20 protein-coding genes are annotated in these 21007 nt (G+C 57.1%); 7 read left to right on the top strand and 13 right to left on the bottom strand.

Annotated elements, in window-relative coordinates; translation table 11 throughout:
• Positions 1–47: 47 nt before the first annotated feature.
• The 3 genes from HP15_RS10455 to pdxB are packed head-to-tail and all read left to right on the top strand — an operon-like array spanning position 48 to position 3061.
• Complete coding sequence (locus HP15_RS10455) at positions 48–602, top strand: elongation factor P hydroxylase (RefSeq protein ID WP_014577442.1); 555 nt, start codon at positions 48–50, stop codon at positions 600–602.
• 6 nt (positions 603–608) lie between these two features.
• Positions 609–1892 carry a DEAD/DEAH box helicase gene (locus HP15_RS10450; RefSeq protein WP_014577441.1) on the top strand — a complete coding sequence of 428 codons (1284 nt, stop codon included), beginning with the start codon at positions 609–611 and terminating at the stop codon, positions 1890–1892.
• Positions 1893–1909: 17 nt separating this feature from the next.
• Entirely contained in the window at positions 1910–3061 is a 1152-nt protein-coding gene (gene pdxB, locus HP15_RS10445) for a 4-phosphoerythronate dehydrogenase PdxB (RefSeq protein WP_014577440.1), read from the top strand.
• Positions 3062–3110: 49 nt separating this feature from the next.
• Here pdxB and htpX read toward each other — a convergent pair whose 3' ends face one another.
• The 3 genes from htpX to HP15_RS10430 form a co-directional block, all read right to left on the bottom strand.
• Positions 3111–3992, bottom strand: a complete 882-nt coding sequence (gene htpX, locus HP15_RS10440) for a protease HtpX (protein WP_014577439.1) — start codon at positions 3990–3992, stop codon at positions 3111–3113.
• 95 nt (positions 3993–4087) lie between these two features.
• Positions 4088–4558: a hypothetical protein gene (locus HP15_RS10435; RefSeq protein ID WP_014577438.1), complete on the bottom strand. Its 471-nt coding sequence runs from the start codon at positions 4556–4558 to the stop codon at positions 4088–4090.
• A gap of 11 nt (positions 4559–4569) precedes the next feature.
• Positions 4570–5784 carry a pyridoxal phosphate-dependent aminotransferase gene (locus tag HP15_RS10430; protein WP_014577437.1) on the bottom strand — a complete coding sequence of 405 codons (1215 nt, stop codon included), beginning with the start codon at positions 5782–5784 and terminating at the stop codon, positions 4570–4572.
• 252 nt (positions 5785–6036) lie between these two features.
• On the opposite strand from HP15_RS10430, the gene HP15_RS10425 reads away from it, so the two are divergent.
• A complete protein-coding gene (locus HP15_RS10425) occupies positions 6037–6528 on the top strand; it encodes a glutathione peroxidase (protein WP_041645282.1) in 492 nt (163 codons plus the stop codon).
• Positions 6529–6537: 9 nt separating this feature from the next.
• Here HP15_RS10425 and HP15_RS10420 read toward each other — a convergent pair whose 3' ends face one another.
• Together HP15_RS10420 and HP15_RS10415 are read right to left on the bottom strand one after the other, a co-directional pair.
• Positions 6538–8865 (bottom strand): hybrid sensor histidine kinase/response regulator, encoded by a 2328-nt coding sequence (locus HP15_RS10420; RefSeq protein ID WP_014577435.1) that lies wholly within the window; start codon positions 8863–8865, stop codon positions 6538–6540.
• A 53-nt stretch (positions 8866–8918) separates the two neighbouring features.
• Complete coding sequence (locus HP15_RS10415) at positions 8919–9686, bottom strand: hypothetical protein (RefSeq protein ID WP_014577434.1); 768 nt, start codon at positions 9684–9686, stop codon at positions 8919–8921.
• A gap of 235 nt (positions 9687–9921) precedes the next feature.
• Here HP15_RS10415 and HP15_RS10410 point away from each other — a divergent pair, with 235 nt between their 5' ends.
• Positions 9922–10932, top strand: coding sequence for a LysR family transcriptional regulator (locus tag HP15_RS10410; RefSeq protein WP_039882066.1), 1011 nt, complete (start codon positions 9922–9924; stop codon positions 10930–10932).
• On the opposite strand, the gene HP15_RS22900 is transcribed toward HP15_RS10410, so the two are convergent.
• The 8 genes from HP15_RS22900 to HP15_RS23000 all read right to left on the bottom strand — a co-directional run bounded on the left by HP15_RS22900 (position 10921) and on the right by HP15_RS23000 (position 17972).
• On the bottom strand, positions 10921–11886 hold the full coding sequence (locus HP15_RS22900) for a GNAT family N-acetyltransferase (RefSeq protein ID WP_014577432.1): 966 nt from the start codon (positions 11884–11886) through the stop codon (positions 10921–10923). The genes HP15_RS10410 and HP15_RS22900 overlap by 12 nt on opposite strands.
• A gap of 5 nt (positions 11887–11891) precedes the next feature.
• A complete protein-coding gene (locus HP15_RS10400; RefSeq protein ID WP_014577431.1) occupies positions 11892–13043 on the bottom strand; it encodes a cupin domain-containing protein in 1152 nt (383 codons plus the stop codon).
• Between the two features lie 17 nt (positions 13044–13060).
• Positions 13061–14428 carry an adenylosuccinate lyase gene (gene purB / locus HP15_RS10395; RefSeq protein ID WP_014577430.1) on the bottom strand — a complete coding sequence of 456 codons (1368 nt, stop codon included), beginning with the start codon at positions 14426–14428 and terminating at the stop codon, positions 13061–13063.
• 87 nt (positions 14429–14515) lie between these two features.
• Complete coding sequence (gene hflD / locus HP15_RS10390; protein WP_008174761.1) at positions 14516–15160, bottom strand: high frequency lysogenization protein HflD; 645 nt, start codon at positions 15158–15160, stop codon at positions 14516–14518.
• On the bottom strand, positions 15157–16344 hold the full coding sequence (gene mnmA, locus HP15_RS10385; RefSeq protein ID WP_014577429.1) for a tRNA 2-thiouridine(34) synthase MnmA: 1188 nt from the start codon (positions 16342–16344) through the stop codon (positions 15157–15159). The genes hflD and mnmA overlap by 4 nt, the downstream gene beginning before the upstream one ends.
• Positions 16345–16380: 36 nt before the next feature.
• The gene (locus HP15_RS10380) at positions 16381–16845 is read right to left on the bottom strand and encodes an NUDIX hydrolase (RefSeq protein WP_041645280.1); all 465 of its coding nucleotides are present in this window, start codon (positions 16843–16845) and stop codon (positions 16381–16383) included.
• The gene (locus tag HP15_RS10375) at positions 16842–17474 is read right to left on the bottom strand and encodes a pseudouridine synthase (protein WP_041645279.1); all 633 of its coding nucleotides are present in this window, start codon (positions 17472–17474) and stop codon (positions 16842–16844) included. The genes HP15_RS10380 and HP15_RS10375 overlap by 4 nt, the downstream gene beginning before the upstream one ends.
• Positions 17475–17660: 186 nt before the next feature.
• Positions 17661–17972 (bottom strand): cold shock domain-containing protein, encoded by a 312-nt coding sequence (locus HP15_RS23000; RefSeq protein ID WP_014577425.1) that lies wholly within the window; start codon positions 17970–17972, stop codon positions 17661–17663.
• A 306-nt stretch (positions 17973–18278) separates the two neighbouring features.
• Here HP15_RS23000 and clpS point away from each other — a divergent pair, with 306 nt between their 5' ends.
• Together clpS and clpA are read left to right on the top strand one after the other, a co-directional pair.
• On the top strand, positions 18279–18638 hold the full coding sequence (gene clpS / locus HP15_RS10365; RefSeq protein WP_008169202.1) for an ATP-dependent Clp protease adapter ClpS: 360 nt from the start codon (positions 18279–18281) through the stop codon (positions 18636–18638).
• Between the two features lie 18 nt (positions 18639–18656).
• Positions 18657–20927: an ATP-dependent Clp protease ATP-binding subunit ClpA gene (gene clpA / locus HP15_RS10360; protein WP_014577423.1), complete on the top strand. Its 2271-nt coding sequence runs from the start codon at positions 18657–18659 to the stop codon at positions 20925–20927.
• The last annotated feature ends 80 nt before the right edge of the window (positions 20928–21007 follow it).

Genomic DNA, 21007 nt, shown 5'->3' with positions numbered 1-21007 from the left:
AGTCGCACAATAGCCACCCAATGAATCACAGTCCAAATGATCTTATCATGCTGTTTAATGACCTTTTCCGGGAAGCATACCGGACAGTTCTGGTCAAAGGCAGTGATGAACCTGAATACTTGCCTGCCAGCGATCCGGAAGGTCTCGCACAGGTCGTTTTCGCTCATGGCTATTATGCCAGTGCTTTGCATGAAATAAGCCACTGGTGTATTGCTGGTGAGCACCGGCGCACACTTCATGACTATGGTTACTGGTACTGTCCGGATGGCCGGACACTGCAGCAGCAACAGGCGTTCGAGCAGGTTGAGGTCAAGCCCCAGGCCATTGAGTGGTTGTTTTCGGTGGCCGCAGGGTCCCGTTTTCACATCAGCGTGGACAACCTCTCCGGCGTTGGCGCCGCCGATGAAGAGCGGTTTCGGCATAGAGTCAGAGACCAGGCAGGTGAGTATCTGGAACAGGGGTTGCCGCCCCGGGCCCAGAGTTTTTTTGATTCGCTGGCCACATTTTACGGTACCGGAGAAATCCTAGAAGAACGCTGGCATGAAGATGCCCGACGTATCGCTCCGCTATATTCTGAATCAGGACATTCCCAGGAAAACTGAGACTTTATGACATCTGACCCAAAACACACCGGCGATCTGAGATTCAGCGATCTGAACCTCGACAAACGTTTGCTGGATGCCATTACGGCCATTGGTTTTGAATACTGCACACCCATTCAGGCCGAAACACTGCCCTGGACACTGGCCTGCGAAGATCTGATTGGTCAGGCGCAGACCGGCACCGGCAAAACCGCTGCGTTTCTGATTACGGCGATCCAGAGTTTGCTGGAAACCCCGATTCCCGAAAAGGAGCGTTTTGCCTCCGAGCCGAGGGTTCTGGCTCTGGCGCCCACCCGGGAACTGGCGATGCAGATCGCGAAAGACGCTGAGCAACTGTGCCAGCATACCGGCCACAACGTAGTAACCGTTGTCGGTGGCATGAACTATGACAAGCAGCGCGATCAGCTGCAGAATGAGATCGTCGACATCCTTGTTGCTACCCCGGGCCGTCTGATCGATTTTCTCGGATCCCAGGACGTGTTTCTGGACCAGCTCGACATCCTGATCCTTGATGAGGCTGATCGCATGCTAGACATGGGCTTCATTCCCGATGTGAAGCGCATTATCCGCAAATGCACACCCAAAGAGGAGCGCCAGACCCTGCTGTTCAGTGCCACGTTCAATCAGGACGTGCTGAACCTCGCCTCCATGTGGACCAGCAACGCGGAGTTTGTCGAAATTGAACCGGAGCAAAAAACGGCGGAGCGGGTTGAGCAGACCGTCTACCTGGTGGGCGACGATGAAAAGCTGCCGGTGCTCGTCAATTTCCTGAAGCGGCCGGAAGTGGAAAAGGCGCTGGTATTTGCCAACCGCCGGGATCAGTGCCGCGACCTGGAAGAAGATCTGAGGAATCAGGGCGTCAAAGTTGCCCTGATGTCAGGCGAAATAGCCCAGAACAAGCGCCTCAAAACCCTGGACCAGTTCAAAAAAGGCAGCATCCAGGTCCTGGTGGCCACCGATGTGGCTGGCCGTGGTATTCACGTCAACGGCGTCACTCACGTTTTCAACTACAATCTGCCTGATAATGCCGAAGATTATGTGCACCGGATTGGCCGCACAGGCAGGGCTGGCAAACACGGGGTTTCCATCAGTTTTGCCGGTGAGGATGACTCGTTCGCGCTTCCCGCCATCGAAACCTACATCAGCCAGAAGCTGAAGACTGCCGTGCCCGATGAAGCGCTCATGGCGCCGATGGACAATCCGCCAATTACCCGCAAGCGCGGTCGTCGCCCGCAGGGTGGCGGTGGACGTGGTCAGGGTGGGCGCAATCAGCGTCAGCGCAGGAACTGACAGGGCCGAATATCATCATGTTGATCGTAGCAGACGAAAACATTCCCTTACTGGATTCCTTTTTCGGCGATATCGGCGAGATTCGCCGGGTATCCGGCCGTTCCATGTCGAACGAGGATGTCCGGGATGCCGATATCGTGCTGGTTCGTTCCGTCACCAGGGTAAATCGTGAGCTCCTGGAGGGCAGTCGGGTTCGGTTTGTTGGCACAACCACCATCGGTACCGACCATGTCGATCTCGACTGGCTCGAGGCCGCGGGTATTCGCTTCTCGGCGGCGCCGGGCTGCAACGCCAACAGTGTTGCCGAGTACGTGTTGTCTGTGCTCTCGCTGCATGCGGAGCGGCGTGGCCTTGCTGACTGGTCCCAGCTCAGTGTTGGTATTGTCGGGGTCGGCAATGTCGGTGGTGAATTGGCCCACAAACTGGAGCGCCTTGGATTTGATGTGCGCCTCTGTGATCCGCCCAGGGCGGATCGGGAAGAGGAAGATCAGGAGTTTGTGTCGCTGGAAGAGGCCATGAAGTGTGATGTGGTGTCCCTGCACACACCTTTGACGCGAGAAGGGGACCATCCCACGCTGCATATGATTGGTCATCCCGAGCTTGAGGCTCTGGGCGCAAATCAGCTCCTTATCAATGCTGGTCGTGGAGAAGTCATCGACTCGTCAGCATTGCTGGCCCGGCTTGACCAGGGTAACGCGCCGACCGTGGCGCTGGATGTCTGGGAACAGGAGCCGAGGATTCACCCCGAACTGGTTGACCGGGTCTGGTTGGCGACACCGCACATCGCCGGATACAGCCTCGAAGGCAAGGTTCAGGGGACGGAAATGATCTACCAGGCGCTTAGCCAGTTTCTGGGCTTGCCGGTTCGCAAGAAAGCCGGCCAGTTTTTACCCGAGCCGGCGCTCAGCAAGATTTCCTTTACCAGCTCGGCCGACGAAGACGATGCCATCCGCATTGCGCTGAGGGCTTGCTATGACCCTCGTCCCGACGATGCCCGGCTGCGGAATGCCATGACCGGATCCGTTGAAGAGCGAGGTGCGGCTTTTGACAGGCTCCGTCGTGATTACCCGGTCCGTCGGGAGTGTTCCAGTCTCAAGATTCAGCTCAAGGGCACCAGCAAATCGCTGCAGGACAGTTTCCGGGCCATTGGGTTTAAGTTGAAAATCTGAACGAGTCTCACCTGTACAACAAAAAACGGGGCCCTCGGGCCCCGTTTTTTTACAGCTTGGCGTGCTGCAATGCCTGTATCCGGTCTTCCAGGGGCGGATGCGTCATAAACAGGGCGCTCAGGCCGCCCCGGGCTCCGCGATTGATGCCGAATGCCTGGAGCGAATCCGGCATCTGATCCGGCACTTCACTTTCCTGTTTCAGTCTTGCAAGCGCGCTGATCATGGCTGTGCGCCCCGCCAGTTGGGCGCCAGCGATGTCGGCCCGGAATTCCCGCCGGCGGGAGAACCAGAACACGATCGTGCTGGCCAGAATGCCCAGGACAATCTCGGCAACGATGCTGACGGCGAAAAACCCAAGGCCATGCCCACTTTCGTTCTTGAATATCACCCGGTCAACAAACGAACCGATGACCCGGGAGGCGAAGATCACGAACGTGTTCACCACGCCCTGAATCAGAGCCAGGGTCACCATGTCGCCATTGGCCACGTGGCCGATTTCGTGGCCCAGAACTGCCCGGATTTCGTCCTTGTTGAAGCGATGCAAAAGGCCCTCGCTGACGGCGACCAGGGCATCGTTCTTGTTCCAGCCCGTTGCGAAGGCGTTGGATTGGGAAGCCGGGAAAATAGCCACCTCCGGCATTCCGATACCGGCGTTCTTCGCCAACTCGGCTACGGTATCAACCAGCCAGCGCTCGGCAGGTGTTCTCGGGGCATCAATAACCCGGGCCCTGGTGCTCCACTTGGCCATTCGTTTGGATATCAGTAGAGACACGATGGCGCCGGCAAATCCGAAGACCGCCGCGAAGGCCAGCAAAGAGCCATACTGAATACCATTCTGGGCAAGGTAGCTATCCACGCCCAACAGCCGCAGTGTAAAGCTCGCGACAAGGATGACAGCAAGGTTGGTTGCCAGAAACAGCAGAATACGCATGTTGGTGCCCTGATCAGTTCGTCAAAGAAAATAAAGCCGCTATTCAGACCGTTATATGCGGTCGCGGTTCAATCAATCAATGAGCTTACGGTGATTTAATAATTGCCGCGGTCGGCAAAAAAGGTTGCCTGCATGATCTGGCTGATTCGGGCGGAGTTCCCCCCGCGCAGCGCCCTGCGAATCAGGTGGATGTGAGTGGAAAGATCCTCCTGAACGGAAGGGGGCAGATTACCGGCAGCCGTTTCCTCGGGGATTCCGAATTCGCTGGTCAGAGTCTCTGGCGCCGGTGCGCTCAGGCGGATAAAGGCGTCTCTGGTCAGAACCGCTTGGTCCAGAGCCTCCTGGCGGATGGTGTCGACGTACCGGAGCAGGCCTTCCTCTGCGAGCCAGAGCAGGGCGCCGAAACAGGCCATGTGTCGCTTGCTGTGCAGGCCAAATTCGTCCGGCTCATCCGAGCCGGCAATGTCCTCGACAAACAGGTTGATGCGCCTGGGAAAGGCGCCATACAACTGCACCAGGGCAATGGCCGCATCCTTGTAGAATTCCTCGACGTGAATATCCGCCATGGTTTTCCCCGTTATTGCTGGTATTGGCCAAGGAAATTGCCGAGCCGGCCCATGGCATCCTCGAGGGTATCTTCCCTGGGCAGGAACACGACTCTCAGGTGCTGCCTGTCATCGATATTGAAGGCCGACCCCTGCACCAAGAGGATTTTCTCTTGCAACAGCAGGTCCAGAACCAGTTTCTCGTCGTTCACGATAGGGAAGTGCTTGGGGTCCAGTTTCGGAAACAGGTAAAGCGCACCCTGGGGTTTGACGCAGCTCACGCCCGGAATGTCGTTAAGCATGCGCCAGGCGGTTTCCCTTTGCTCGTAGAGCCGCCCGCCTGGCGCCACCAGATCGTTGATGGACTGGTAGCCTCCCAGGGCTGTCTGAATGGCCAGTTGGGCCGGAACGTTGGCACACAGGCGCATATTCGAGAGCATGTCGATGCCTTCGATCAGATCTTTCGCCCGGTGTTTTGCGCCACTGACGATCATCCAGCCCGAGCGGTAACCCGCTGCCCGGTAATTCTTGGACAGGCCGTTATAGGTAAAGAACAGCACGTCGTCGGCCAGCGAGGCGGTCGAGATGTGCTGGGTACCGTCATAAAGGATCTTGTCGTAAATCTCGTCCGACAGAATAATCAGGTTGTGCTTGCGGGCCAGTTCGATGACCTGCTCGAGAAGCTCCTTTGAATACACGGCCCCGGTCGGGTTGTTGGGGTTGATCAGAACAATGGCACGGGTCCGCCGGGTGATCTTCTTGCGGATATCGTCAATATCCGGAAACCAGTCCTGCTGTTCGTCGCAGCGATAGTGCACGGGCTTGCCGCTGGAAAGTGTGACGGCTGCGGTCCACAAGGGGTAGTCGGGGGCCGGGATCAGGACTTCGTCGCCGGTATTCAACATGGCCTGCATCGTCATAACGATCAACTCGCTGACGCCGTTACCCAGGAAAATATCGTCGATATCGACCTTGTCGATACCCCGCTGCTGGCAGTAGTGCATGACCGCCTTGCGGGCGGAGAACAACCCCTTCGACTCCACATAGCCCTGGGCCTGGTGCATGTTGTAGATGACGTCCTGCTGGATTTCTTCCGGGACATCCAGTTCGAACGCTGCAGGGTTGCCAATATTAAGCTTGAGTACCCGGTGACCCTCTTCCTCTAGCCGGCGTGCCTCCCGCAGAACCACGCCACGGATTTCATAACACACGTTATCCAGCTTGGCGGATTTGTAGTAGTTCTGCATAAGACCCGGACGTCCTTCTTTTGAGATCGAAAAATGGCACCTGCCAATACGAGAGGCCTTTATTCTAGCGGAGCGAGGCCCTGCGGCAACAGGGGAATTATGATGAATTGTGTCGTGTTAAGGCAGATTTAGCACACAAACCTGAACCGGTTTTTAAAAATGATCGCCGTAGAGCCTGCATTGCCATGGTTTTTTGGTCTGTGTTGTGAACAATGGAGTCACGACGAACACAAACATCGAAGGGAGAGCTTCATGGCAGGCGAGACGGTCTACGATTTTACGGTAAGGGATATCAAGGGTAATGAACAAAGCATGGCAGAGTACCGGGGCAAGGTGCTCCTGATCGTGAATACCGCGAGTAAATGTGGTTTCACACCGCAATTCGAAGGCCTGCAGTCCCTGCACAACGAATTGGGGAGTAAGGGGTTTGAGGTTCTGGGTTTTCCCTGCAACCAGTTCCTTAATCAGGACCCGGGCGACGAGGATGCAATTAGCCAGTTCTGCAGTCTCAACTACGGGGTCGACTTCCCCATGTTTTCCAAGGTCGAAGTCAACGGTGATGGCGCACACCCACTGTTTCGTTTTCTCAAGCGTGAAGCCAAGGGACTGATGGGGTCGGAAAAGGTCAAGTGGAACTTCACCAAGTTCCTGGTAGCTCCCGATGGCAAGGTAGTCCGTCGCTATCCGCCTACAACCAAGCCGGAGGATATTCGGGCCGACATCGAGAAACTGTTACCGGCCTGAAGGCCGCGGTCAAATCGCGGGGCGCCAGCGGTCGATGACCGTCCTGAGCTCTTCGCGCTTGTACGGCTTGGTAATGTAGTCGTTCATGCCTGAGGCGAGGCAGTCCTCGCGGTCGCCCTGCATCACATTTGCGGTAACAGCGATGATCGGCAGTTCTTTCCATTCCGGGTTTTGCCGAATCCTCTGTGTAGCTTCGTAGCCGTCCATAACCGGCATCTGGCAATCCATCAGCACCAGGTCATAGTGGTTGTTTTCCAGTGCTTGTATGGCCTTGAGGCCGTTCTCTGCGTGATCTGTGCGATGGCCGAGTTTCTTGAGCAGGCTGACGGCCACCATCTGGTTGACCTGATTGTCCTCCACCAGAAGGATTTTCAGGGAAGCCTCCGTGCCGGTTTGCTCATCGTCTTCCACGGCGTTGGCCGTTTGTTCCTCGCTGTCCAGCAGCCCTGCGGCCAGAAGCAGGCAACGTAGCAATTCATCCCGACGCAATGGCAACGAGAGCAGCTGTTGCTGCCCCAGGGCAGGGGGCAGGGTGCCGGAAGAGTCCACCAGTACGACGCCTGCGCCTTGCCAGTTGTCGGCGAATGCCAGGGTTTCTTCGTCTCCGGCGTTGGCAAGGGCAAGAAGAATTCCATCCGGGTGTCTGCTCGCGCCGCGTATCGGGATGCCCCATTTGCGAAGTTGGGCTTCGATCGCAGACCGGTGTGGGTTGTCCGGTGGTATTGCCATCGCTATGCCAATGTCCTTGAGGCGGGAATCCACGCGGGGCAGATCATAATCTTCGCTGGCTTCATGAACCGGCAGGGGCAGGGTAACGGTGAAGTGTGTGCCGCTGCCCTCCCGGGAGTCCACCAGAATCTGGCCATGCATACGTTCGACAAGTTGACGGCAGAGCGTCAGGCCGAGACCGGTGCCCCCATAAAGCCGCGTGGTCTCTGCATCAGCCTGGGAGAAGGGTGAGAAAATCCGGTGCAGGCCCTCAGTAGACATACCGATCCCGGTATCCACGACATCGATTCTCAGGCTACCCCCGGAGTAGGCTGCCTTTAGTTTCACGCTGCCTTCGTCCGTGAATTTGATGGCATTGCTCAGGAGGTTGTTGAGCACCTGGCGTACCCGTGTCGGGTCTCCCAGGAAGTCTTCAGGGAGATCCGGATCGATTTCGGTGACCAGGTGAATACGCTTGCGCCGCGCCTGTTGGGCATGGAGTGTCGCGCACTCTTCGATCAGGTGCCGGACACTGAAGGGGATGTTTTCCAGACTGAGTTTGCCGGCCTCCACTTTCGAGATGTCCAGTATGTCGTTAAGCAGCCCGAGCAGGCTTTCACCGGCGTTCAGGGCAATTTCTATCCTGTTGCGCTGGGCAGAATCCAGCTCGCCCTCGAGTGCCAGGCCGAGCATCCCGAGAACTCCATTGAGCGGAGTCCGGATCTCATGGCTCATGCTGGCCAGGAAATTGGCCCTTGCCCGCGCCCGGCGAACTGCATCTTCCTTGGCTTTGACCAGGGCGCGATTACCACGCTGCAAAGCATCGTTCTTTTCGGAGATCTCCCGGGTCCGGTCCGCCACCTCCTGCTCAAGCTGGGTGGAGTAGTTTTTCATGGCACTCTCGGCGTGCCGGAGTTGTGCAAGGCTCGAATCGATGGTTTCCAGGTGTTGGTTGATGATACCAACCATGGTCCCGATCTCGTCTTCCCGATGGTTTGCCGGGATCGGAAGCCTGACCTTTTCAGGAGAGGTAGCCCGCACCTGGCTCAGTGCGCTGATCACATTGAGCATGGGACGGGTCAGCACAAAATAGAAAATGGCAAGGAGAGCTGCAGACAGGATCAGGCTTTTCAGTAGCCCGCTGATCAGCGTGTATCCGGCTCGTTGGAGGAAGAGCGCCCCATAGTGATAGGTGTCAATGGTGACGATCAGATGCCCAAGTGGCAGATCCTCAAGTTGCGGAACCCGGAGCTCCTGTCGAAATACGCGATCCGGCCCGAACAGCAGATCGCTGACCCAGCGATAGGGCGAGACCGGGCTGCTCTTGCTGGATGCTGCCATGGTCTCGTCGTCATTATCGGTAATCCGGGCATCAATGGTCGCGGGATGGCGAAGCAGGCCGTCGAGCAACTCTTCCGCCAGACGGACGTCGATGTTGTAGGCAATCTGGGAGGCCGGGCTGTTGCTGATATCGATCAGCGCATGGATTTCCTTCTCCATGGAATCCTTCGCGCTAAAGTAGTCCAGGGTAATCTGGACCACATTCAGCACCAGCCCGAGGGCCATGGCAACGAGGACCGTGTCTCGAGTCAGTCTATAGGAAAGCCGTTGTTTGAAGCCGTTGCTCACGGGTTTGCACTGTCCCTGTTGACGGGCCTCTCACAGCGACCCGTTCGGTACCTTCAGTCGTCGTAATCGGCCTTTTTCTTCCACTCATCGTCGTGGAGAAAAGTATCCCACTCACGGTCCAGTTTGGACTCTCCCTGCGGGCTTTCCTTACCCTCTGCACTCATGGCCTCAAGTTCCTGAATGCGCGTCCGGAAGCTCTTCACTGCTTTCATGGCAAGTGGATTGTCGCGGGATTTACCCATTTCGGTACTGGCCAGGTGATAGGCATGAATGGCCTTCCGGATCTGGTTCTGGCGAACATAATCCCGGGCCTGAAACACATGCAGATCCGCGTGGGTCTTGTGGACCAAGAAGAGCACATACTTGAGGTTTTTCTTGGCGGTGGCCGAATCAATCCGCCCGCTCTTGTGCATGGCTTCAATCATCTTGAACAGATTCTGAAGCAATTCCTTGACGTAATTCGACTTTTCCGCGGAATCAATCTTGACTGGCGTGGTGGTGTCGCGCTTTTCAACGATCTGTGTTTTCAGTTCTGCAGCGGACTTCTGCCATTCCTTGACCGGCAGGTTCGACTTCAGGCCGGCCAACTCCGCGCAAGCTTCTTCCATGCGTTTAATCAGGAGCAGTTTCAGATCGGCTGTCAGGTATTGGCCTGGAATTTCGGTCAGCAGGCGATTGGCCCTGTTATAGGCGTCTTCCTGAGCGGTAATCTTGCGCGCCCGTTCAATGCGGGCGCGTTCCCGCATCTGGCTGAGCACAATAATGACAATCGAGACGGTAACGATGGCCGCCAGCAGAAGGACGATCGTAGTGGTATCCATTTTGTCAGTAACGACTCCGGCTTCAGGATCAAATGATGGCGGGTGTACAAACCGGCCTCAAAACACCGATATTATTCAGCAAGTATCCGAAAGACTAGCAGAAATACCGCTCCAGATCCGTTTTCAAATGTGAAAGTTCGTGTTGCTGATTGATTACGTGAATCCTCGCTATCATGTATATTGCTCTCGTGAATGAGCCTCGCTTTTCCTGTTGTTCTGGCGTTCCGGAGTTTTTGTGGATATTTCCCGTGTTGATCTGAACCTGCTCGTGTACCTGGATGTGTTGCTGCGCGAGCGGAATGTGACCAAGGCAGCGAACCACCTGGGTATTACCCAGCCTGCCATGAGCAATGGTTTGAAGCGGTTGCGGGATCTGTTCAGTGATCCGCTCCTAGTGCGAACCAGTGAGGGTATGACGGCCACGGAGCGCGCGCGTGAATTACAACCGCTGGTGCGGGGAATCCTGTCGGATATTGAACAGGCCGTGCAAGATAAGACACCGTTTTCGGCTCTTGAAAGCCAGCGCGTGTTCCGGATCATGGCCAGTGATTATGCCGAATCCTGCCTTATGCCCCGGGTTCTGAGGCGGATCCGTCAGGAAGCGCCGCACGTCACCCTGGATGTGCTCACGCCCAGTGATGTCAGCTTCCTGGATGTCGAGCAGGGGCGGTTGGATATGGCGATTAACCGGTTCGACAAGATCCCCCAGTCTTTCCATCAGAAGACGCTCTGGACCGAGTATTTTGCCTGCCTGATGAACGCCCGTAACCCGGTATTGAAGGAGCCCTTCACCCTGGACACCTATCTGGACGCCAGCCATATCTGGGTCAGCAAGACCGGGTTTGGTGTTGGTGTTGGTGTAAACCCAAAGGATGTCCAGCGACTGGGCTGGGTTGATGAGGCGCTGTCGAGAATGGGGCGCAAGCGACAGATTTCCGTTTTCACCCGTCACTATCAGGTTGCGATGCTGCTGGCCGAGCAGCATGACCTGATTGCCACGCTGCCATCCCGGGCAGCCTGGCTGCAGAAAGACAACCCGAATCTTGTGGTCAAGGTGCCTCCGTTCGAGATTCCACCGTTCGAGCTGAAAATGGCCTGGAGCCCTCTGTTGCAGCACAACGCGGATCATCAATGGCTGCGCAAACTGATTGCTGAGGTGGCTACTGAGGTGGATACCGAGTTTGCTCCGTTCGGGGCCAGGTTCGAAGCGCCGGACGCGCCCCAGGCCCATCACTCAGAGCGGTAGCTCCCGAAGCTCCAGGGAAGGGCGGGCTGCATCCCACATGCGCTGGAAGTTTTCCGACAAGAGCTTTACGCGGCCGCCGTCCGAGAACTTGGCGAAACCCTCTGGCTTGTAGAAATCATGTCGGTACACCACGCCTTCACGGTCAGCAATAATGAAGGGCTGGTCCTCAACCGGGTAGTCCTCGTTGACCAGTCGAAGTTCCATGCGGCTCGGCAGCCGGCGCATCAGTTCGACCAGTGTGTGTCGACGTTTCACCAGCGGCTTGTCGTCATGGATCAGCAACCTGACTTCGCTGAGCCGGTGCCGACGGGCCAGGGCGGAGATCAGCTCCCGGAAACGATGCCGGTCATACAGATCGTGTTCGAGCAGGCGGTCATACAGCCAGATGCGCTGGCCGGCCTGGCCAACCACCGAATCCATTAGCCCCAGTAGCCTGGCCTCGGTATCAAACAGCCAGGAGTCTGTGTCGCTGCCCAGAATCATCGGCCGGTCCCGGGAGCCAAGGCCCTCGGCCGCGAGTCCCGGTGCCAGGCTACGCATGTCAAAGTGGGGAATGCCGGCGTCGTCGTAAACGCCCGAACAGACGTGGAAGCCTGACCGTTGATAAAAAGGAATGGCGTGCTCCTGGGCAGACAACCTGAGCTCGGCAAAACGGTCAGCCGATTCTGCGATCAGGTGCCGGAGCAATGCTTCCCCGATACCCTGTCCGCGGTATTGGGGCAGGATCGCCATGCGACCGATGTGGCCGGTCTCTTCAAGGGTTGAAAACAGTCGTGCCACGCCTGCCGGGGTATTGTCTGGCAGCACTGCCAGATAGTGATCGGCAATTTCGTCGGTTTCATCCCACTCCAGCTCCGGCGGAACTTTCTGTTCCTCAATAAACACCTGCTGGCGGATATCCCGGATGAATGCTGGGGCCAGTTGCCAGCTGTATTTGCGAAACCGGATGCTCATAACGCCTATTCGAAGTAAACCGAGCCTTGATTGTAGAGCGTGGTCAGAAGTCCAAGCAATGCTTCGTCTTCGGAGAGCCGGGCGAGGGTCGCCATATCGACGCGGGCCCCCGAGCAGAGAAGCGGAGCAAACGGCTGAGCATCGCCCTTGAGCAGGAACTGCTCGCCGTCCACAAACAGGGCGGTTTCGCTGGCAAACTCGTAGAACGCGAAACGGGAGCCTTCGTTCCACCGCAGCTGCTCGCCCGCGTGTATTGCTTCGGCGACGTCTCCGGTGGACGCAGGCTCCTCCGCGGGCACGACAATATCCATGCTCTTGGGCGCCGTTGAGAACTGGCCAAACCAGAGGGCCAGTTGCCGGCGGTCCTCAAGTTTTTCCCGAATAACGGTCTCGAGGCGGTCAACCACGTCCGGCTGAATCGTGCCCGGATTGTCCTGTATTTTCAGATCCGGATCGTTCAGGTGATCTGAGGCGTCGGACTGGCTGCAGAGGAAATCGGTAAATCCGGTCAGAATGTCATCCACGGTGGGTGCACGGAAGCCAACCGACAGCGTGATACAGTCATCCTCGGCCACTCCATGGTGGCCAATACCCGGCGGCAGATACAGCATGTCACCGGGTGCCAGAGTAACGGTTTCTTCGCCATCCCAGCTGCTCAGAATGCGCAGCGGAGTGCCCTCTACGCGGGGAGAGGTATGATCGCAATGGCCTCCAAACGTCCACCGGCGGTGGCCCTGGGCCTGGAGGAGGAATACATCATACTGGTCGTAATGGGGGCCAACGCTGCCGCCTTTCGGGGCAAAACTGGCCATAATGTCATCCAGGCGCCAATTGGGGATGAAGCGGAAGTGTTCCAGCAAATCTGCAATATCGGGCACCCAGTGGTCCAGCCCCTGTACCAGGAGCGTCCAGTCCTGTTCGGGCAGGCTGCTGAACCGGTCCGGCGAAAAGGGGCCGTTGTGGAGCTGCCAGGGCTTGCCATCGTCATTTTCGATCACAATCCGGGACTCGACGCCCTCCTCACAGGCCAGGCCGGCCAGTTCATCAGCGCTGACCGGGCACTGGAAATCGGGAAACGCCTGACGGATAACCAGCGGCTTTTTCTGCCAATAGTCCCGCAGAAATTCAGAGGGTGTGAGTCCGCCAAGCATGTCCATGGGTGTTACTCCCGGTTTCAGATGTTTTGTGCCTGATCGACTGCGTTACCGATGTAACGGCCCGGCGTCAAAGCCATCAGTTCGGCCTTGGCCTGATCTGGAATGTCGAGGCTCTCAACGAAATTCTTGATCACTTCCGGCGTCATTGCCTTGCCACGGGTCAATGCCTTGAGTTTTTCATAGGGCTTTTCGATATTGTAACGGCGCATCACCGTCTGGATCGGCTCGGCAAGCACTTCCCAGGCATGGTCCAGGTCTTCATCCAGTCGGGCCGGATTGATTTCCAGTTTGCCCAGGCCTTTTAGGGTGGCTTCGTAGGCAATCAAGCTGTGCGCAAAGCCAACACCCAGGTTACGCAGTACGGTGGAGTCGGTCAGATCCCGCTGCCAGCGTGATATAGGCAGTTTGGCAGAGAGGTGGCTGAACAGCGCATTGGCGATGCCAAGGTTGCCCTCGGAGTTCTCGAAATCGATGGGATTGACCTTGTGGGGCATGGTCGAAGAGCCTACTTCGCCTTCTACCGTTTTCTGCTTGAAGTAGCCGAGGGAAATATAGCCCCAGACGTCACGGTCCAGATCGATCAGGATGGTGTTGAAGCGAGCGACGGAGTCATACAGCTCGGCAATGTAATCGTGCGGTTCGATCTGGGTGGTGTAAGGGTTCCAGTCGAGCCCGAGGCTCTCGATGAACTCCCGTGCGTTCTGGGCCCAGTCGATTTCCGGATAGGCGGAGAGATGGGCGTTGTAATTACCCACGGCACCGTTGATCTTGCCCAACAGCTCGGTTTCCCGGATCTGTTTTACCTGGCGCCGCAGACGGTGAACGACGTTCGCCAGCTCTTTGCCCACGGTCGTGGGCGAGGCCGTCTGGCCGTGAGTGCGCGACAGCATCGGTTGTTCGGCATGGTCATGAGAAAGCTGCGCCAACTTGTCGACAACGCGGTCCATGGCCGGTAGCAGGCCGTGGTCCAGGCCTTCCCGCAGCATCAGCGCATGGGAGAGGTTATTGATGTCTTCAGAAGTGCAGGCGAAGTGAACAAATTCCGTGACAGCGTGCAGCTCAGGAACGCTGGCGATCTTTTCCTTGATGAAGTACTCCACCGCTTTCACATCGTGATTGGTGGTGCGTTCGATGTCCTTGATACGCTCTGCGTCTTCCAGGCTGAATTCGCTCACCAGACGGTCCAGGAAGCCGTTGGCGTCGGCGGAAAACGCAGGAACCTCGGCCACGCCAGGGTGAGCGGCCAGTTTCTGTAGCCAGCGGATCTCGACGGTCACCCGGTTCCGGATCAGGCCATACTCACTGAAAATTTCACGGAAGACGCTGACCTTGTTGCCATAGCGTCCATCGACCGGGGAAATGGCGGTCAGGGCGGTGAGTTCCATCGAAAACCTCTCAAGTCATCAAAGAATCGGATCAAAAGAAAATAGGGGTGCATATCATACACCACCGCCGGCTCTGAATCAGCGCCGTCAGTGGTAGAGGGAGCGATTGGCTTCTTCGGCAAGCTCTTTGGCAAGCCCGATCACTTTCTTGCGGGCAAAGATCAGTTGCCAGCGTCGGCCGCCGGTCTGGCGCCAGAGCACTGCGGAACGGATACCCGCCAGCAGCAGTGCCCGCACTTTCGCGGCATTCTCCTCGCGTTGGAGCACAGAGGGGTTACCGCTCACCTGGATACGCTGGCGAAAGGTGCTGATGGTATCGGCGTAGACGGAAGCCAGATTGCTGATCAGGTTCGGGTGTGTGTACCCGAAGTGGCTGGCGGTGTGCCTGGCCTGATCAATGCGACTGCCAATCACGTCCAGCATGTCAGAGCGGCGATTCAGTTTGGATTCGAGCTGGATCAGGTTGAGGGCGTAGCGCAGAACTTCGATGTCCTGCTGCCGTGACTGCTGGCTGAGCACCGAGGACAGGGTGACGAGGCCTTCGCGGATATCGCGAAGCTCGCCTCCGTAGACGTCCAGTGTGTTCTCCGGGTTGGTGGCAAACAGGGAACGGATAGATGTTTCCAGGCTGGCCTCGTTGCACTGGCCATTGTGGGCAATCTGCTGGACCAGGTTGGCGGCCTGGAATACCCCGGCCAACGCCAGGGTCTGATCCTTGAGTGAGCGGCTCATGCGGTCTGTTCCTCGGAACGTGTGCCGGTCAGACGGTCTGGAAGTGGTTCGTCGTCACGCCAGGTCTGCTCAATAACGCCGCCACCAAGGCACACCTCGCCGTCGTAGAAAACCACGGACTGCCCGGGCGTGACAGCCCGCTGGGCGTCGTCAAAATCGACGCGGACACCGCCGTCGATCAACAGAACCTGGCAATCCTGATCCGGCTGGCGATAACGGGTCTTGGCCTTGCAGCGGAAATGTCCAGCAGGTGCCTCTCCGGCAACCCAGTCGATCGGACCGGATACGAGGCCACGGGAAAAGAGCAGGGGATGGTGTTTGCCCTGAACCGCAACAAGCACATTGCGGCTGAGGTCTTTCTCCGCCACATACCAGGGCTCGTCCCCGAATTCACTGAGACCGCCAATGCCCAGGCCCTGTCTCTGGCCGATGGTGTGATACATAAGGCCCTGGTGCCGGCCAATTTTCTGGCCGTCCGGTGTTTCAATGTCGCCGGGCTGGGCCGGAAGGTATTGCTTCAGGAAGTCTTTGAACTTGCGTTCGCCGATAAAGCAGATACCGGTGGAGTCTTTTTTATCATGGGTAACGAAACCCTGTTGTTCGGCAATACGGCGGACTTCCGGTTTTTCCAGCTCGCCGACCGGGAAAAGGGTCCGCGCAATGCGGTCGCCGGAGACGGCATGCAGGAAATAGCTCTGGTCCTTGTTCGGATCCAGTCCCTTCAGGAGTTGGGCCTTGCCCGTTGAACCAGCAATCGGCCGTTGCCGGGCGTAGTGGCCCGTTGCAATATAGTCGGCACCAAGGGTGATGGCATAGTCCAGAAAAGCCCGGAATTTCACTTCTTTGTTACAAAGAATATCCGGATTGGGTGTTCGTCCGGCCTGATATTCAGAGAGGAAGTGCTCAAAAACCCGGTCCCAGTACTCGGCTGCAAAACTGGCGGTGTGCAGTTTGATGCCGATGGCATCGGCAACGGCCTGGGCGTCGGCCAGATCTGTCATGGCTGTGCAGTACTCGGTGCCGTCATCCTCGTCCCAATTTTTCATGAACAGGCCTTCAACCTGATAGCCCTGGTCTTTCAGAAGCCAGGCGGCCACTGAAGAATCCACGCCGCCGGACATGCCGACGATCACACGCGTGTTGGCGTTACTGTTTGGAGAGGAGGCTTCGGGTGCGTTGGTCATGACAGCTTCGTTACCGACTAAAAAACCGCGAGTTTATCATCTTTCCGAGGGTGGCGTCTGCGCGTCCACCACCACGTCCAGCGGGTATCGCCGGCCGTTTCGGTAATCTTCTATGCACTGGATGACCAGCGGACTGCGCAGTTTGTCCCCCAGCGCGCGGATTTCATCCAGGGTGAGCCAGTGGGCGGCGATGATGCCATCGTCCAGCTGTTCAGTAACCCGGTCGCCAGCCCGCGCAGCGTAGCAGAAACGATAGTAGGTAACGCCGTTGGCCGGAGCCTTGTAGGTGTAAATGCCAAGGAAGTGTATGGGCTCTATGTTCCAGCCTGTCTCTTCAAGGGTTTCCCGTCGAACGGCATCCAGAATGGCTTCATCTTCTTCGATATGGCCAGCCGGCTGGTTGAAAACAACCTTGCCGCCGCTGATCTCTTCAACCATCAGGTAACGGCCGGCTTCATCCTCGACTATGACGGCCACGGTAGCATGGGGTGTCCAGGTCATGATTTCCGGTTTCTCCTGGTTCGGGCGCCAGCGGCGTTGCCGCGGCGGGTTGGTTTTGGTGAAGCGGGTAAATTGACGGTGACCGTTCGATGGGCTCCGGATTCGAGGCCGTCAAGGGTCCAGTCACCAATCCGATACCGGATCAGGCGAAGTGTCGGAAACCCGACGGCAGCGGTCATTCGACGTACCTGCCGGTTCTTGCCCTCGGTTATCGTCAGTTCAATCCAGCTCGTCGGAATGTTATCCCGATGACGCACCGGAGGCACTCTCGGCCAGACCGTCGGGGCAGGCATTCTGTCGGCTTTTGCCGGCCGGGTCAGACCATCCTTGAGCTGCACACCGCTAGCCAGGTGTCTCAGTGCTTCTTCAGAAATGTTTCCTTCTACCTGCACCCAGTAGGTCTTTGGCATCTTCAGTGATGGTGACGCTATGCGGTGTTGCAGGGAGCCTTCAGCGGTCAGAAGGAGCAGGCCCTCGGAATCGTAGTCCAGACGTCCGGCCGGATATATGCCCGGGATGTGCACGTAATCTGCCAGGGTAGCGCGAGGTGGTTTACTTCCGGAAGCGCCATCGTCTGTGAATTGGCTCAGAACATGAAAGGGTTTATTGAAAAGCACGAGTTCGGCCATGCGCAGGTCTTTCCCGGATATCCGCTGTCTTTGAGCAGTGCAGCGTACTGCAAACAGGAAGGCTGGCAAAGTAGGGCGGGCGCCACCGCCCAGGGGGACCTGTCACCCGACGTTTTTTGAAGGACAAAAAAAGAGACCCCCACCAGCAGACGACCGGTGGGTGTGATTTTGCGTTACCAGAACAGGTCAGGCGTTGACTGCACGGGGCGGATAGCCGTCCCTGCCTGATTCCTGCTGGCCGGATTGTCCGGCAGAGTCGCTGCTGGCGTCAGTTTGCGCCTTGCTGGCAGGCAGCTCGTCGGGAACGATGTTGACTGCGTGAATGCCCTTGTCGCTGGGCTTTTTGTCGAAGGTTACGGCCTGGCCGGCTTTTAAGGTCTTGTAGCCGTCCATTTGCACCGAAGAGAAGTGCGCAAACAGGTCGTCACTGCAGCCATCCTCGATGATGAATCCGTACCCTTTGGCATTGTTGAACCACTTGACCTTGCCTCTTGGCATGATGAACTCCCCTGTTCTTTTGCTGTCTCTATTCTTGTTAATTCTCTGTGTGCCTATCGGCGCCGTCGCACAGTCGGTCCGAATCCTGTTACACAAACCTTGCATGGATTTACATTATTTTACATTGCAACTTAACTTTCGGCCAATCATTGCGGTGAGTCAATAGTTTCTATGCCTGGAATGTGTGGTTGAACGCAGTCTGGAAGCGGTATCATGTTCGTATTGATAAATATCTCATGCCCCGCTTGAAAACCCCGGGGCGGACATCCACATTTAACAAGGGCACCGATAAACCGGTAAGGAATGATGCGGACTATCGAAAATTCTCTACTAGTATTCAATCAGGGGGAGGACGAACAACCGGGGCGACAGGATGACCTCAGCGTTGCTCCCGAGAAGCCCGCTCTCAAGCGCCCGGCGCGATACAGGGTGGTGCTTCTGAACGATGATTACACGCCCATGGATTTTGTGGTCGATGTGTTGATGAAGTTCTTCGGAATGAATGAGGAAAAGGCGACGCAGGTGATGCTGCTCGTCCATACACAGGGAAAAGCTGTATGCGGGGTATATACCCGGGACATCGCGGAAACAAAGGCGGCACAGGTGAACCAGTATTCTTCGGAATGCGAACATCCGCTCCTTTGCGAGATTGAACGTGCGGACTGATAGACGTTGGGGTGGCCCATGCTGAGCAAAGATCTAGAAATTACGCTGAATACGGCCTTCAAGAATGCCCGGGACAAGCGTCATGAGTTCATGACTGTGGAGCATTTGTTGCTGGCCCTACTGGATAATGAATCGGCAGTGGGCGTCCTGAAAGCCTGTGGTGCAGACCTCAAGCGGCTTCAGGAAGAGCTTGTCGAATTCGTGGACTCCACCACACCTTTGATTCCGAGCAGCGACAGTGAGCGCGAGACCCAGCCAACACTGGGGTTCCAGCGAGTCCTGCAAAGGGCTGTGTTCCATGTGCAGTCCTCGGGCAAGAAAGAGGTAACCGGCGCCAATGTGCTGGTGGCCATTTTTAGTGAACAGGAAAGCCAGGCGGTGTATGTGCTCAAGAAACAGAGCATTGCCCGCATTGATGTGGTCAACTTTGTTTCCCACGGTATTTCCAGGGTTCAGGGCGCCGAAGATCAGGAGAGTCAGGATCAGGCGTCCCACGAGGAGGCTGGCGAGGAAGGCGGACAATCCAAGCCGCTTGAAAGCTACGCCACCAACCTGAACGAGCAGGCCCGTCAGGGCCGCATTGATCCGCTGATCGGCCGTGAACACGAAGTCGAGCGGGTGGTGCAGATCCTTGTACGCCGCCGGAAGAACAATCCGCTTCTGGTCGGCGAGGCCGGGGTTGGCAAAACCGCCATCGCAGAGGGGCTCGCCAAGCGTATCGTCGACGGACAGGTCCCCGATATTATTTCCGATGCGGTGGTCTACTCGCTGGATCTGGGTGCCCTGCTGGCCGGAACCAAGTACCGCGGCGATTTCGAAAAGCGTCTGAAAGGTCTGCTTGCCGAACTCAAGAAAGAAAACCACGCGATCCTGTTCATCGACGAGATCCACACCATCATCGGAGCGGGCTCTGCCTCCGGCGGCGTGATGGATGCGTCGAATCTGTTGAAGCCCATGCTCAGTTCGGGTGAAATCCGGTGCATTGGCTCAACGACGTTCCAGGAGTTCCGGGGTATTTTCGAGAAAGACAGCGCCCTGGCGCGCCGTTTCCAGAAAATCGATGTGAACGAGCCCAGTGTTGAGGACACCTACCAGATCCTGAAGGGCCTCAAGCCGAATTTCGAAAAGCACCACGATCTCAAATACACCGACAAGGCGCTTCGGGTGGCTGCAGAGTTGTCCGACCGTTACATCACCGATCGGCACTTGCCGGACAAGGCGATTGACGTCATTGACGAGGCGGGCGCGCGCCAGCGGCTGCAGCCGGAAGGCAAGCGTAAGAAGACCGTTGATGTCACCGAGATCGAGGATGTGGTTGCAAATATTGCCCGTATCCCACCGAAGAACGTGTCTACCAGCGACAAGGATCTGCTGCGGAACCTGGAGCGGGATCTGAAGATGACGGTCTTTGGTCAGGATCCGGCCATCGAATCGCTGTCCACTGCCATCAAGCTGGCTCGCGCCGGGCTCAAGGCCCCCGAGAAGCCAGAGGGTGCCTTCCTGTTCGCAGGGCCGACCGGTGTCGGTAAAACCGAGGTTACCAAGCAGTTGGCGAAGGTTCTGGGTATCGAACTGGTACGCTTTGATATGTCGGAGTATATGGAGCGGCACACCGTATCACGGCTGATCGGTGCGCCTCCGGGCTACGTTGGGTACGATCAGGGTGGCCTGTTGACCGAGTCGGTGAACAAGCATCCGCACTGTGTCCTGCTGCTGGACGAGATCGAGAAGGCCCATCCGGAAGTGTTCAACCTCCTGCTGCAGGTCATGGATCACGGCACGCTGACCGATAACAACGGCCGCAAGGCAGATTTCCGCCACGTCATTCTGGTAATGACCACCAACGCTGGTGCCGAGAGCATGGCTCGTCGCTCTATTGGCTTCAGCGAGCAGGATCACAGCACCGACGGCATGGAAATTATCAGCAAGACCTTCACGCCGGAATTCCGAAATCGCCTGGACGGTATCATCCAGTTCGGCGACCTGCAGATCGATACCATCACCCACGTGGTGGACAAGTTCCTCACCGAGCTGCAGGCGCAGCTGGATGAGAAGCATGTGGTTCTGCATGTGGATGACGAGGCGAAGGCCTGGCTGGCCGAGAAGGGCTATGACGTCACCATGGGCGCCCGCCCCATGTCCCGCCTGATCCAGGACAAGATCAAGCGGCCGCTGGCCGAGCAGATCCTGTTCGGGCGCCTTTCAGAGAAAGGCGGGGATGTCTTCATCCACCTGCGGGATGACGAGCTGGTATTCGAGTACGAGGACGAGCCTGCAGAGGCGGTCTGAGACAGGCTCGATTAAAGAAAAACCGCTGGCCGGGTAACCGGCAGCGGTTTTTTTGTGCCCTGACGAAAAAAGCCCCCGAA

The sequence above is a fragment of the Marinobacter adhaerens HP15 genome (assembly GCF_000166295.1).
In the GTDB taxonomy this organism is placed as follows: domain Bacteria; phylum Pseudomonadota; class Gammaproteobacteria; order Pseudomonadales; family Oleiphilaceae; genus Marinobacter; species Marinobacter adhaerens.
This window is presented reverse-complemented; position numbering and strand designations above follow the sequence as displayed.

What these genes read in the sequence shown, in the direction of transcription:
- HP15_RS10455 (WP_014577442.1), top strand. Translation starts at nt 48, where the DNA reads ATGCTGTTTAATGACCTTTTCCGGGAAGCATACCGGACAGTTCTGGTC.
- HP15_RS10450 (WP_014577441.1), top strand. Translation starts at nt 609, where the DNA reads ATGACATCTGACCCAAAACACACCGGCGATCTGAGATTCAGCGATCTG.
- pdxB (WP_014577440.1), top strand. Translation starts at nt 1,910, where the DNA reads ATGTTGATCGTAGCAGACGAAAACATTCCCTTACTGGATTCCTTTTTC.
- htpX (WP_014577439.1), bottom strand. Translation starts at nt 3,992, where the DNA reads ATGCGTATTCTGCTGTTTCTGGCAACCAACCTTGCTGTCATCCTTGTC.
- HP15_RS10435 (WP_014577438.1), bottom strand. Translation starts at nt 4,558, where the DNA reads ATGGCGGATATTCACGTCGAGGAATTCTACAAGGATGCGGCCATTGCC.
- HP15_RS10430 (WP_014577437.1), bottom strand. Translation starts at nt 5,784, where the DNA reads ATGCAGAACTACTACAAATCCGCCAAGCTGGATAACGTGTGTTATGAA.
- HP15_RS10425 (WP_041645282.1), top strand. Translation starts at nt 6,037, where the DNA reads ATGGCAGGCGAGACGGTCTACGATTTTACGGTAAGGGATATCAAGGGT.
- HP15_RS10415 (WP_014577434.1), bottom strand. Translation starts at nt 9,686, where the DNA reads ATGGATACCACTACGATCGTCCTTCTGCTGGCGGCCATCGTTACCGTC.
- HP15_RS22900 (WP_014577432.1), bottom strand. Translation starts at nt 11,886, where the DNA reads ATGAGCATCCGGTTTCGCAAATACAGCTGGCAACTGGCCCCAGCATTC.
- HP15_RS10400 (WP_014577431.1), bottom strand. Translation starts at nt 13,043, where the DNA reads ATGGACATGCTTGGCGGACTCACACCCTCTGAATTTCTGCGGGACTAT.
- purB (WP_014577430.1), bottom strand. Translation starts at nt 14,428, where the DNA reads ATGGAACTCACCGCCCTGACCGCCATTTCCCCGGTCGATGGACGCTAT.
- hflD (WP_008174761.1), bottom strand. Translation starts at nt 15,160, where the DNA reads ATGAGCCGCTCACTCAAGGATCAGACCCTGGCGTTGGCCGGGGTATTC.
- mnmA (WP_014577429.1), bottom strand. Translation starts at nt 16,344, where the DNA reads ATGACCAACGCACCCGAAGCCTCCTCTCCAAACAGTAACGCCAACACG.
- HP15_RS10380 (WP_041645280.1), bottom strand. Translation starts at nt 16,845, where the DNA reads ATGACCTGGACACCCCATGCTACCGTGGCCGTCATAGTCGAGGATGAA.
- HP15_RS10375 (WP_041645279.1), bottom strand. Translation starts at nt 17,474, where the DNA reads ATGGCCGAACTCGTGCTTTTCAATAAACCCTTTCATGTTCTGAGCCAA.
- HP15_RS23000 (WP_014577425.1), bottom strand. Translation starts at nt 17,972, where the DNA reads ATGCCAAGAGGCAAGGTCAAGTGGTTCAACAATGCCAAAGGGTACGGA.
- clpS (WP_008169202.1), top strand. Translation starts at nt 18,279, where the DNA reads ATGCGGACTATCGAAAATTCTCTACTAGTATTCAATCAGGGGGAGGAC.
- clpA (WP_014577423.1), top strand. Translation starts at nt 18,657, where the DNA reads ATGCTGAGCAAAGATCTAGAAATTACGCTGAATACGGCCTTCAAGAAT.